Source organism: Bradyrhizobium retamae, assembly GCF_001440415.1.
GTDB lineage: Bacteria > Pseudomonadota > Alphaproteobacteria > Rhizobiales > Xanthobacteraceae > Bradyrhizobium > Bradyrhizobium retamae.
The window spans coordinates 1-12,632 of the sequence record NZ_LLYA01000227.1; the positions used below are offsets into that span (position 1 = coordinate 1).

11 protein-coding genes and 1 pseudogene are annotated in these 12,632 nt (G+C 58.0%); 3 read left to right on the forward strand and 9 right to left on the reverse strand.

Annotated elements, in window-relative coordinates; genetic code table 11:
- Nucleotides 1–337: 337 nt before the first annotated feature.
- The 5 genes from CQ13_RS39660 to CQ13_RS39680 all read right to left on the reverse strand — a co-directional run bounded on the left by CQ13_RS39660 (nucleotide 338) and on the right by CQ13_RS39680 (nucleotide 6,023).
- Nucleotides 338–1,372, reverse strand: a complete 1,035-nt coding sequence (locus tag CQ13_RS39660; protein ID WP_057848189.1) for an NAD-dependent epimerase/dehydratase family protein — start codon at nucleotides 1,370–1,372, stop codon at nucleotides 338–340.
- A 6-nt stretch (nucleotides 1,373–1,378) separates the two neighbouring features.
- Nucleotides 1,379–2,827: an aldehyde dehydrogenase gene (locus CQ13_RS39665; protein WP_057848190.1), complete on the reverse strand. Its 1,449-nt coding sequence runs from the start codon at nucleotides 2,825–2,827 to the stop codon at nucleotides 1,379–1,381.
- Nucleotides 2,828–2,862: 35 nt separating this feature from the next.
- Nucleotides 2,863–4,332 (reverse strand): FAD-binding oxidoreductase, encoded by a 1,470-nt coding sequence (locus CQ13_RS39670; RefSeq protein ID WP_057848191.1) that lies wholly within the window; start codon nucleotides 4,330–4,332, stop codon nucleotides 2,863–2,865.
- Nucleotides 4,329–5,276: a 2-hydroxyacid dehydrogenase gene (locus CQ13_RS39675; protein ID WP_156434188.1), complete on the reverse strand. Its 948-nt coding sequence runs from the start codon at nucleotides 5,274–5,276 to the stop codon at nucleotides 4,329–4,331. The genes CQ13_RS39670 and CQ13_RS39675 overlap by 4 nt, the downstream gene beginning before the upstream one ends.
- 69 nt (nucleotides 5,277–5,345) lie before the next feature.
- A complete protein-coding gene (locus CQ13_RS39680) occupies nucleotides 5,346–6,023 on the reverse strand; it encodes an RraA family protein (protein WP_057848192.1) in 678 nt (225 codons plus the stop codon).
- 719 nt (nucleotides 6,024–6,742) lie between these two features.
- On the opposite strand from CQ13_RS39680, the gene CQ13_RS39685 reads away from it, so the two are divergent.
- Nucleotides 6,743–7,480, forward strand: a complete 738-nt coding sequence (locus tag CQ13_RS39685; protein WP_156434189.1) for a GntR family transcriptional regulator — start codon at nucleotides 6,743–6,745, stop codon at nucleotides 7,478–7,480.
- 48 nt (nucleotides 7,481–7,528) lie between these two features.
- Here CQ13_RS39685 and CQ13_RS44090 read toward each other — a convergent pair.
- A pseudogene (locus tag CQ13_RS44090) lies at nucleotides 7,529–7,872 on the reverse strand (integrase core domain-containing protein); the annotation flags it as partial.
- 421 nt (nucleotides 7,873–8,293) lie between these two features.
- On the opposite strand from CQ13_RS44090, the gene CQ13_RS44095 reads away from it, so the two are divergent.
- Complete coding sequence (locus CQ13_RS44095; protein WP_156434191.1) at nucleotides 8,294–8,437, forward strand: hypothetical protein; 144 nt, start codon at nucleotides 8,294–8,296, stop codon at nucleotides 8,435–8,437.
- 114 nt (nucleotides 8,438–8,551) lie between these two features.
- A complete protein-coding gene (locus CQ13_RS39695) occupies nucleotides 8,552–9,778 on the forward strand; it encodes a cytochrome P450 (RefSeq protein WP_197427594.1) in 1,227 nt (408 codons plus the stop codon).
- Nucleotides 9,779–10,005: 227 nt separating this feature from the next.
- On the opposite strand, the gene tnpC is transcribed toward CQ13_RS39695, so the two are convergent.
- From tnpC to tnpA, 3 genes are all read right to left on the reverse strand, one after another.
- On the reverse strand, nucleotides 10,006–11,598 hold the full coding sequence (gene tnpC / locus CQ13_RS39700; protein WP_057848199.1) for an IS66 family transposase: 1,593 nt from the start codon (nucleotides 11,596–11,598) through the stop codon (nucleotides 10,006–10,008).
- Between the two features lie 93 nt (nucleotides 11,599–11,691).
- A complete protein-coding gene (tnpB, locus tag CQ13_RS39705; protein WP_057848196.1) occupies nucleotides 11,692–12,039 on the reverse strand; it encodes an IS66 family insertion sequence element accessory protein TnpB in 348 nt (115 codons plus the stop codon).
- Nucleotides 12,036–12,437, reverse strand: coding sequence for an IS66-like element accessory protein TnpA (gene tnpA / locus CQ13_RS39710; protein WP_063800253.1), 402 nt, complete (start codon nucleotides 12,435–12,437; stop codon nucleotides 12,036–12,038). Before tnpA ends, tnpB begins: the two co-directional genes overlap by 4 nt.
- Nucleotides 12,438–12,632: the final 195 nt, after the last annotated feature.

Consider the following 12,632-nt stretch of genomic DNA (forward strand, 5'->3'; position numbering starts at 1 on the left):
ATCCACCTCGCCGCTGCCGTGATAAACTCGCGATGAATCCCAACAGACCCTAGATCAACACGCCGGTTTCCAACGCGGTGCCGCATGTCGGATCGGGGTCTGAGCCCGGCATGGCGTGAAGATCGGCATCGCAAGCAGTATCTCGCCTCGTCCGCCCAATTGCAGCGTAATGCTTTGGATAAAGTTGAGCGCGCACATTTCGAGGGTGAGCCCGGTGCACCGTGCCGATCCCTTTACTTGACCCGGTTACAATCGCAGCTTTATCGGTAGCGATGAACTGCTCGATTATAGATGAAGGCCCCTGGACGTAGCATTGAGCATAGCAACCGCAGCAAGGCTAGGATTGTGAGATCTTTTCTTCCGTGCGATCACGCCACGCAAGAAAGCGTTTCAATCCCTCGCGCATGCTAACCTCCGGAGCCCATCCGATCGCGTTCTTCGCAGCCGCATGGTCGATGCGAAAGGCGCCACCAGACGTCAACCGCACCTTACCGGGATCGGGTCTCACCAGCTCGGGCTCCATATCAGGTCGGCCGGACAGATCTGCGACGAGCCTTACGAGCTCCAAGGTTGTAATCGGCTCGGGCCCCGAAGTGTTTACCACCACGTCGGTCGCGTCGGATTCGAGGGCCATTCTGTTGGCGCGAGCCAGATCTCCGACGTAGACAAAATGTTTCGTTTCCGATCCGTCACCCACGACCTTGGGTCGGTAACCCTTTTTCACCGCATCCTGAGTTTCAACAATGTAGAGCGCGTTAGCAGCGCGGTAGTGCTGTCGCTCGCCGTAGACCGTCGAATATCTCAATACTACGTAATGTTGTCCGTGTTTCTGATAGGCATGGCGACAGATTTGTTCGCCAATGATCTTGCTGGCGCCATACAGAATTGCTGCCGGAGGAGCGCCGACGCTATGGAATGGCGTAGTCTCCACGAGGTCGCCTTTCACGGACTCGCCGTAGCCATATACGGCGTTGGATGAAGCAAAGATCAGTTTGCGTATTTTGCAGGCACGACACGCTTCGACAACGTTTTGGACCCCTTGGATATTTACATTGAGCCCAGTCCAGGGATCTTGATCCATGGAAAGAGTCATGAACGCGGCAAGATGGACGATACCGTCCAAACCCTCTGCCGCCGCCAGAAGTTGAGGCAAACGAAGAATGTCTCCCGAGACTACGGTGACCCGGGGATCGGATATAATATGGGAGATGGCATCGCTCGATCCGAAGGAGAAGTTGTCGAATAGGCGCACTTCTGATGCGCCGCACCGTAGAAGCTCTTCAACCGTCGCCGAACCGACCAGGCTCGCCCCGCCGATCACCATGAAGCGCCCACCGCTAATGCGAACGGAGGGCGTGTGCTTCTCTTTCATTTCACCTTACCTCGTTACGGACATCGGCTGATCCTGCAGCCCGAAGAAAATGCTCTTTACCTGCGAATAAAGTCTATAGCCGCCGAGACCCTTTTCGCGTCCCAAACTACTATCTTTGAACCCACCAAAGGGCGAAGAGGTGACGGAAATCTTATAGCAGTTTATCCAAACGGACCCCGCTTCTAGCGCGCGCCCGACCCGCCAAGCTCGCTTGAAGTTCTCGGTCCAGATGCCACACGCTAGCCCGAACGCAGTGCCATTTCCTTGCATAATCAAGTCGGCTTCGTCTTCGAAGGGAAGCGCAACGAGCACTGGGCCGAATGCTTCCTCCTGACAAGCGCGCGCGCGATAGTCGAGTCCTTCAATCACGGTAGGCATGTAGAACGCGCCGCGGTCGTATACACCTCCCACTGGCGCGTGCCCGCCGCACAAAATCCGACCTCCTTCAGCTTTAGCCATTTCTACGAATCGCTTTATCCTTTCGCGGTGGTGGAAAGACGCAAGTGGACCGACTTCCGTGGTTGGCTCGCTGGGCATCCCGACGCGCAGTCTCTCCGTGCGCTTCACGACTCGATCCACGAACTCCCTGTAGATACGTCTTTCGACGAAAAGGCGCGAGCCTGCTACGCATGATTGACCGGCCGAACCAAAAATGCCTGCGACCACGGCCGCCACGGCACTATCGATATCGGCATCCGCGAAGACCGCATGCGGAGACTTGCCGCCAAGCTCGAGTGCCGCAGGCACCAGTCGTTCTGCTGCGACCTTAGCGATGGCACGGCCAGTGTGGGTGCCGCCCGTAAATGATATCATTCGAACACCCGGATGCGCCACCAGAGCGGCTCCGATATCGCGGCCCCGACCTTGCACGACCTGCAACAGACCAGCAGGAAGCCCGGCCTCTCGACAGATCCGAGCGAGCTCCGGGGCAAGCAATGGGCTGTCCTCCGATGGCTTCAATAACACGGCATTGCCAGCCGCTATGGCTGGAGCTGCTTTAGTCGCATCGTTCATCAGAGGGGAGTTCCAAGGCGTGATGCACGCGACGAGTCCGTAAGGCTCCAACACAGTAAGGGAGACATACTCGCTGCGCGGTGGCGTAACATCCGTCTCCATCGTTTCGCAGACGGAAGCGTAGTAGCGGAACGTCCCGATCGCGCTTTCCGCCATTGCCTTGCATTCTGCCAAGGGCTTGCCGTTGTCTCGCATCTGCAGACGGGCGAGAGTGTCTTTTTCCCGTTGGATGCCGTCTGCTATCTTGTGCAAGATGGCGGCTCGCCGATGCGGAAGCAGTCGTTTCCATCCTGAATTCTCAAGTGCAGTTTGAGCCGTCGCGACCATTTGGTCGAGCTCCGATCGAGTGGTGCACCGCACCCTCGCAACTTCCGAGCCGTCGGCAGGATCGATGCTGATGAGTTCCTCTTCCTCTGACTGCTGGGTCGGCAAACCGTCCATTTTCAAACTCCGTCCAACTTCAACAACCACTTCTATTATCGACAACACCGGTCCGCCGATGACACGCCCCGAAGCTCCATCCAAGGCTCGAAGCTCGGCAATAATACGCCTGGGTTCAAAAGTCCGTTCGGATCCAACGTACGCTTAATTGCCCACATGAGCTGAAGCTCGAGCGGTGCCTTGTATCGAATCAGGTCGGCGGTTCTGATCCGTCCGATTCCCTGCTCTGCGCTTATCGAGCCGGATCGGCGTTCGACCGCGTCGTGTACTAGCAGCGAAAGCCCTGGTTGCATGGCGTGAAGATCGGCATCGTCGCCAGATGCGCGTCGGGCGACGTTGTAGTGCAGATTTCCGTCGCCGAGGTGCCCAAAAGTGAAGTTTCGAACTCCCGGATAACGTGCTTGCAACAGTTCGTCAGTTTCCCGCACGAACGCGGGAATTTCGGAGATTGGCAACGAAATGTCGTGCTTGATGCACTTGCCATCGTGAGCGAGAGCAGAGGTAATCATCTCCCGCGCTCCCCACATTGCTTCTGCTTGTGCCAAAGACTGGGCGACCAGGACGTCGCTAGCTTGTTCACATTCGATGACATCTTCGAAGATACGGTGAAAGTTCTCCAGCGACCTGCCGTTCTCGCCACGATGCGCCACCTCTATTAAGCAGTACCAGGGCGAGTCGATCGAATGCAGAGGCATGCGCTTGTCAGGACAATTTTGTTGGACAAGTCGTAGGCAAGCGCCAGAAATCAATTCGAAGGCCGTGAGGGCTTCTTGGGCCTCGTCGCGACAGCGCGAAAGTAGCTCCGTTGCTGCGTCGACAGACGGGAGAGCAGCCAGAGCCGTATGTCGGATCGGGGTCTGGGGAAACAGCCGTAGCGTCGCGGCCGTGATGATCCCGAGGGTCCCTTCGCTACCGATGAAGATGTCGCGCAGATCATAGCCGCTGTTGTCCTTGCGAAGACCACGCAGGCTGGACCATACCTCGCCGTTGGCAAGGACTACCTCGAGACCGATCGTCAACTCTCGCGCGTTGCCGTATCGCAGAACTTGCGTTCCGCCCGCGTTAGTACCGAGATTGCCGCCGATCAGACAACTGCCTTCTGCTCCGAGGGACAAGGGGAAAAGTCTGCCAGCGGAGTTTGCCGCCTCTTGCAGATTTTTCAAAATGCAGCCGGCCTCGACCGTCATGGTATTGTTCTTGGTGTCGATTGCGCGAATGGCGTTCATGCGCTTCAGCGACATGACGATCGATTCACCCACTTCGCCCGGCACGGCTCCTGCCACCTGCCCCGTGTTTCCTCCTTGAGGAACAATCGAAACGCCGTGAGCGGCGCAAATTCTCACGGTGGACGCAACTTCCTCTGTCGAGCTCGGCAACGCGACCGCGCAAGCCTTGCCCGAGATTATCTTGCGCCAGTCAACGACGTAAGGCTGCTTATCTGGCTCATCGATGATGACGTTTTTGGGCCCTAGGTATTCGGTCAGATCTGAAATGAGCTTCTTCATTGGAAAACCGGATTGAGCACCCGACCCGTACGAAAGAAACTGCTGAGATTGTCGATCACTAGTCGCTCCATCGCCAAGCGCGTTTCTCGCGTTGCACTTCCGACATGGGGTGTCACGACGACATTTCTTCTCTCAAGTAGTCTGGACGGCGCGCCGGGCTCGCCCTCGATGACATCTAGACCAGCGCCGCCAAGCTTGTTCTGTTCGAGAGCGTTGATCAAAGCGGCGAGATCGACCACAGAGCCACGAGCGACGTTGATCAAGATTCCGTTGGGACCCAACGCCTCGAAGACTGCGGATGACACGAGATGCTTTGTTGCCGGACCGCCTGGGCACGCTACAACCAGGAAATCGCTCCATTTCGCCAGATCAAGCAGCGATGGCTCGAACGCAAGCAGTGAGTCTTGATGATGTGAACGAGAGAAGTACCGCACTTCCATCGAGAAGCCGATCGCACGCTTCGCGACCGCCGCACCGATGCGACCCAAACCCAAAATGCCCAAACGCTTTCCGGATATTCTCGTCGACAGAGGAAATTTTCCCAGCTCTCGCCACTCGCCGTTGCGCACATATTGGTTGGCAGAGACGATATCTCGCGCGACCGCCAACATGAGGCCCCACGCCAAGTCAGCTACGCAGTCGTCGAGCACGTCGGGGGTATTACTAATCTGAATCCCTCTGCTCTTGGCCAAGTCGACCGCAATCGTATCTACGCCTGCGCCCCAACTGCAGATGGCACGCAATCCAGGCAACGCTTGGATCGTACGCTGATCGCATCCGTACCGAACCGATGTGACGATCGCCGCGACCGCCGCCGCCCGCTCGGACGTGAGTAGCGTCTTATCCTCCCAGAGACGGATTGCGCCGAACCGCTGCCGCAGGGCATCATCGAATGCTTGTCCCATCGACGTGAGCTGCAGAACGGCGGATTCCGTCTCGATCATGCGTTCCCTTCTCCGATCGTGGGATTTCCCAGCTATCTTCGTTGAGCACCACGAATCCATGGCAATCGGTCACTTCGCTTCTTCGGCCGGCAGATAGCCTTCCATTGCCGCCGCGATCGCGAACGGCTTGCCAGCCCTGATCAGCTTCTCGACCCTCTCGTCTAGGTCCGTGATGCGAGTCGCTATTTCGAGAGCTTCCTTCAAACGCGACCGCGGGACCACGACGACCCCGGTTTCATCGCCGACAACCAAATCCGAAGGACCCACGGACACGCCCCCGATACTGACTGCCTGTCCCAGACGCTGAAGATTCAATCGCCCTTTTCCGGTTGTCGGCGTCACCCATCGGCTCGCGAGCCATAGGCCTGTCGCTCGAATTTCATCGAGATCGCGGCAGCCGCCGTCGATTACCACTCCGGAAGCACCCTGGGCCTTGACGGACAGAGCGGCCAACCCTCCCAAGGTCGAGATCGCAGCCCCGTTGACGTCGATCATGAGGACAGTACCGGGCGTGGCCGCCGCCACCAGTTGGCCGACGCCAAACTTGGACTTGTCGAACTCACCCAACGTTCCGGCGACATGTTTTGCCGGTACGGCAAAACCGCTCATTCGTCCCTGTCCGGAGCGATGTTTGATCCCCTGAACTACGCCCTTCACGCCGAGCTCGTCGAGCGCGTCGGACCAAGTGCTAACCGCTATTGCTGCACATCGAGCAAGCAAGTCACGATCTTTGTCGACTTCCTGCATAGGTCGTTCCCCTGAGCCACTTTGCCTTACGTTGTGCCAGGCGATGTCCGAACCGGCGCGGTTTAAGTTCGAAGCAGAGTGACGTCGCGCGGAGACGGAGGAAAGGGCGTAGATGTTGCCAATATTTCCGATAACATTATCGAATGGCGAACAACGCGTCTTAGGGGTCGTATGAAGCGCTGCAGCATTGATGTCGCGACGATGACCTCCCGGTTATAGCTTCCTGCGGCGGCAATTGCGCGTGCGCGGCCTGCCATGTGTACGTAAGCGCGGATTGGTTCGGCAAAGCTGGCGAGTGTCAGGAATGCGAAATCAAACTTTTCGCAAAACGAAAACCTCGGTGCACGCACTTCGCCCCTGTCTTAATCTTGTCGGATAGCCGCGGCGAAAATTTGGACGGACTAACGGTCAGAATAGCCCCCGCGAGCTGAGAAGCGAAGGCGAGGGCTTGGCTCTGCGCAGCGGCCAAGCTTTTTTATATCCTAAGTTCCCTCCGATCGGAATGACTGAACGATGCGATCTAGTTTAACCTACTGTTTTTCTTGTGATTTTCAAACTATTGCGCGTGGCCAAACAGTTTTCGGTGGACATAAGAGAAAGCAGATTCGATCGAATCCCTTGAAATCCAAGGGAAATCGCGACAAGCTCGCAGAAATTCTAGACATGGCCAGGTATCCGTTCCGCGCTTTCGAGTCGCGAATGGACGCGGGCTTACCGGCTTGAACAATAAAGAAGCGATGTTGGACTCCAAGCGAACGGAAGAGGTAGCGGAAACCGCTGCGGAGTTTACCTTGCCCGGAGAGGAGCGCCTGCTACCGCCTTCCGTCGCCGCAGTAATTGCGAACTTGGAGGCTGATATTATTCACGGCCGGATTTTGCCTCGATCAAGACTAATCGAGGATCATCTGATGGAGGACTACAACGCGAAGCGTCATACAGTCCGCGCGGCATTGGATGAACTCGGCCGATTGGGCGTAATCGTCAAGCCACGCCATCGAGGAGCGGAGCTACGCCGATTCGACGCCAAGAGTATCAACCAGCTTTATGAAATAAGAGAATTGCTTCACCGGGCTGCAATCCGCGGCATACGCCAACCGACTGATGCTCAAATAGCGAACCTCGAGAGGTGGCTTCGCGAGCACGCAAAGGTTTCCGCCTCTACTGACGTGGTCGCCATTCATCGCGCTAACATGATGTTCCACGAGGCCCTGTTCGGCCTCTGCGGAAATCCGTTCATCACGGCTTCTATCCGTCAATACGATTGGGTCAGCTTCCCGATACGCGCATACGGCGTCGGAGACAGGAGCGCTCTCGCCCAAGCCGGCAAAGAGCATATAGAGATGGTCGATCACCTCAAGGCTGGCCGCATGGCCGACCTCGAGAACCTAGCGGTAACGCACATGAAAAGAGCTCGCGATCTCTACGAAATGAAGTTTCCGGAGAGCAAACCACGCTAGATACATTCGATGCTCGAACATCTTCGGCGCCATGTCTCTCATGCGACTTCACCCATGCGCTCGGACTTTGTGACCTGCCACTGAATTTCCATTTTCGGAGTTTTGTACGCCAAGTGGCGCGGGTGGAGCAACGGACGATCGGTGGAGCTTGTCGGGGTTGCGTAGATCGTCCGTTGCGTGAGGTGGGTGGCATGGGCCGCCGCATCAGGTATTTCAGCGATGAGTGAGGCCGCCGAAGATTGTAGTCGACCTTGGGCGCCGATCTTGGCGCGGGCGTCGTCGAGATCGAAGAACAGGGCTTCGTGGAGCAGCTCATCGCGCAAGCGCCGTCCGTTGGCATACTGATCATGAACGAAGTCCAGCGACCAGCGTACGTTGGGATTGGCCTCGACCGCGGCATACGGTCCACTGCCACAACCCGCATCGGGTACGCGCAGCCTTTGACATCGCCAGCTAGCGAGACAATCGGCTGTCGCTTGAAAGGATTCTTGCGTGCCGCTGCGAATCTATCCCTGCTCTCGGGGCACCATCTGCAGCGGCAGTCGGAACAAGCAAAGAAAGGCCACGCGATGAGCTCGTTGCGTGCTGGGATGAAAACCGGCAGCAAAACGCGGATTCTCGCCGAGTTTCTGCGTCGTCGGATAAATTCTTGCTGCCATTAACATTGCCTTGTCGTCTTAGACTGAAGGTTGCTGGTGAAGCTGCCGCGCAGCTCGGGTCGGTAAGGTCCCGCGGCGGGAGCCGAAGCCCGCTTCCCTCTGGTCGCAAGCCCCGACACGGCATAAATGTTGATCATGAGTGAGGGTGGCACCAATGCTTGCAATGAGCAGCAAGGAACTCTCGGCTTACGCCCTCGATGGCTACATCGTCCGTAAGAACCTGCTGAGCAGCAGAGAGGTCGCGCTATACCGCGATAGCGCGCCGATCGAGGCCGAGATCTGGCACCGTGTTAGCTAAAAAAGACACGGCGCTGGAGAAGATCTCTGCCGTCAATGACGTTGTCTCATGAGCTTCCTCGAAGTCCGAGGCAGACGAAGTCCGGACGAGCATGCACTGCAAATGGAACCAGTTATGAAAGAAACAGCTATTTCGCCGTTGTCCGCAAAGTGGTCCATGCTCTCGCTGGCCGATAAGGATCCCTTTCCGAGTTATGAGATCTTGCGCAAGAGAGGGCCGCTTGTTTGGGATCCCGGCATGAAGTGCTGGCTCGTGTTGAGTTACGACCTTTGCAAGGTGGTCGAGTCTGACGAGGGCACATATCGGAACTGGAATTTGGGCGGGCCATCCGTACTGTATGAGATCAAGGGCGACAAGAACAGGATGTCTGTTTCGTCCGTTGTCGGTGAGGAGCACGCGCGTGTGCGCCGACTTTACCTAAAGCTTCTCAGTCCTGCGGCCACGCGTCAATACCGTGACGAGCATGTTGTTTCCATCATCAATGACGCTATCGACCGTTTTGCTAAACAAGGAAGTGCCGACCTAGTCAGTCAGTTGTCGGAGCCGATACCGCCGCGAATTATGGCAGCACTTTTTGGACTTCCCTGGAAGGATGACGCGCTGATCGAGAATCTTTCTCGGTGGCATCAAGAGGTGGTGGGTTGGTTGTACAATAGGAACAGTGAAGAATTGACCAAGAAGGCAAAGCGCGCATCCGATGAACTGAACAACCTTTTCCGGCCGCTTGTGCTCGACCGAAGGGAGAAAAGCGGGGCCGATGTCATTAGCCAAATCTGGTCTCGATCGCCGGAGGATTTGGGTGAAATTGGAGTAGACGACGTCATGGCGATTGTGAGGGATATCGAGCTTGGCGCGGGAGAAACGACCACAAACGCCATCGCGAACGCGATTTATTTGTTCTTGTCCGACCCTGCAGTGCGTGAAGCGGTGACAAAGGACCAGGATGGCGCCCTTAATGCGTTTGTCGAAGAGTCGTTGCGACTGTTGGGATCGATACAATTTCGCTTCAGAAAAGCCAATCGCGACGTTTCGCTCGCAGATGCGATAATCAAAAAGGACGACACGCTTTGCTTAGTGCACGCGGCCGCAAATCGGGATCCCGAACATTATACTTGCCCGCATATGATCGATTTCAATAGAAAGCCGCCCACCGACCACATGGCATTCAATGTCGGTCCGCGAATTTGCCCTGGCATGCACCTCGCCAGACTCAAGATACGAGAATGCACAAAGGCGCTTATCCACCGTCTTCCAGATCTGCGTCTTGATCCAGCGAAGGAAGTGCCGCGGTTCCGTGCATTTTCGCATCGTTGCTTCGCTCCATTGCATGTGCTGTTTTAGAAATTTTGAAAGATGAAGTTCCGATTGACAACAAGTTTGTCGAACTCAACGGCGTGTCCGCACAAACCCTTTTGAGAGCCATTAGGGACGCGCGGTTGGAACCTAACTGCACAATGTGGGGTCTGTCTTGCGAGACTTGCCATGTGTATGTCGACGATCCTTGGCGGTCGGAAATCCGTAACCGTCCGGTGAGGGCCGCGGGATAGTCGCGTGGCGCGATGGTCCGATCAGGCAGCGGACTGAACAGGGGTCTTCTTCCATTCCCAAGGCAGCAGTTCATTGAGCCGACCTTGCGGGGTGCTGGCGATGCGGGCCAAGACGTCCGCCAACCAGGCTTGCGGATCGACGTCGTTGAGCTTTGCCGTCATGATCAGCGTCGCCATGAGGGCGGCGCGGTCGGCACCACGTTCGGAGCCGGCGAAGAGCCAGGACTTGCGGCCGAGGGCAAAGCCGCGCAGCGCGCGCTCCGCCGCATTGTTTGTCAGGCAGATCCGTCCGTCATCGATGAAGCGAGCGAACCGATCCCAGCGGCGCAGCATGTAATCGATCGGCTTGGCGACCGCGGACGAGTTCGACAGCCGGGCGCGCTGCTCGCGCAGCCATGCTTCCAATGCCGCTAAAAGCGGGGCGCTTTGTTCTTTACGCACCCGCAGCCGCTCTTCGGCGCTTTGGCCGTTGATGCCGCGCTCAATATCGAACAGTGCATCGATGCGCTTGACCGCCTCCAGCGCGATCGGCGAGATCGCCGCGGCGTTCTTGTCTCGCCTCGCATTGGCGGCGATGTCCGCCAGTTCAAAAAACTGCCGCCTGGCATGGGCCCAACAGAGCGCGGGCGTGACCGGTCCCTGCGCGCGCGAGGTGTCATACAACTCGTTATAGCCGCTATAGGCGTCGGCCTGCAGGATACCGGTGAAGCTTTGGAGATGCCGCGTGGGATGCTCCCGCCGTCGATCGCGCGAGGCGTAATAGAGCGCGGCCGGCGGCGCCCGTCCGCCATACGGCCGGTCGTCGCGGACATAGGTCCAGATATGCCCTTTGACCGTCTGGCCCTTGGCCAGGATCGGCACTGTGGTGTCATCGCCGTGCAGCCGCTCGGCGGCCAGGGCATGGTGCTCAATCAGCCCATAGAGCGGCTGCAAGGTCGCCGCGCAGGCGCCGACCTGGTCGGCCAGTGTCGACAGGCTCAGATCGATGCCCTTTCGGGCGTAGCGCTCGCTCTGCCGGTTCAAAGGCTGATGTTGGCCGAACTTCTCGAACAGGATCATGGCCAAGAGGTTGGGCCCGGCGAAGCCGCGCGGCGTCACGTGGAAGGGCGCCGGCGGCTGGGTGATCGTCTCGCAGCCCCGGCACGAGAACTTCTCGCGAACCGTCTGGATCACCTTCCACTGCCGGGGAATGACCTCCAGCGTCTCGGTAATGTCCTCGCCCAGCTTCGAGAGCCTCAATGACCCGCAGCAGGGACAGCTCTCCGGCGCCGGGATCACCACGCGTTCGCGCGGTAGATGCTCGGGGAACGGTTTGCGCGACGGGCGCTTACGCTGGAAGGACTTGACGGTCTGTGTCTGAGCCGCCGCCCTCTCAGCCGCCAGTTCGTCTTCGGTTGCGGTTGCTTCCAACTCTTCAAGCTGAAGCTCCATCTGCTCCAAGAGCCGTGCCTTGCGCTCCGATCGGCTGCCGTAAATCTGGCGACGCAGCTTCTCGATCTCGAGCTTGAGGTAACTGATCAGTGCCTCGGCCGCCTTCGCATTAGCAGCTTCCGCTTTGGCGCTCGCCGCGACTGCTTCCGCTTCCAGGCGCGCAGCGCGCTCCGCGAGGATCATCGCATGCGCGGCGGCAAGATCGGTGGGAAGCGATTCAGATGTGGTCACGACGATGATGGAATCACATCCATCACGATCCGCAAGCTCAAAGCCTCATCCGACTGATGTCGGCCGCCACGTCTCTTGTGGGTTCCTCCAGTCGATCCCGGACAAAAGATAACCGAGCTGCGCCGACGAGATCGTCACCACACCCTCAGACGGGCTCGGCCAGATGAAGCGACCCCGCTCCAGGCGTTTTGTGAACAGGCAGGCGCCCTGGCTGTCATGCCAGATCACCTTCAGCAGATTGCCGCGACGACCGCGGAAGCAAAACAGGTGGCCGCCCAGCGGGTCGCGATGCAAGATCTCCTGAACCTGCAATGCCAGCGACGGAAAGCCCTTCCGCATGCCGGTATAGCCGGTCGCGAGCCATACCCGCACGCCGGCCGGCAACGGGATCATCGTGGCCGTCCATCAGTCAGCGCAGCCACGACTGCGGTCAGCGTCGCCGCGTCAACCGCGCCCGTGATCCGCATCCGAACCCCGGCCGCGAACTCAATCTCGATCGCACCGCAGGTCTCGGAGGGCGCCGTCAACGGTTGCCGGTCTGGCGCAATGGAGACTGCCGCAAAACGGACTTCGTCATCCTGCCGCTGCATCGGCCCAGGTCCGAAAGCGAGGACGCCCGTGCGCGCCTGCCGCCGCCAAACCGTGACCAGATTGCGGTGAACATCATGTCGTCGAGCAACCTCGACAACACTGGCTCCAGGCGCCAGACTCTCCTCCACGATCCGAAGCTTCTCGGCAGTGCTCCACCGCCGTCGCCGCTCTGGACCGGACAGAATCGTAACCGTCGTCACGTTTGCTCATTTGCTTGCAAATTAATGAGCAAATCATCTCATGCTCGAGCATAATCTGGGAAGGCGGCCCTCACCGGGGGCTTACGGAAATCAAGCCTGATGATGAAATCGACGCGATCTTGGACATAGCCGAGGATCGCAGAGCCGGCTCCGCAAATTTGAACATGTCGATAAGTGGAGTTTCTGCCTGACAGC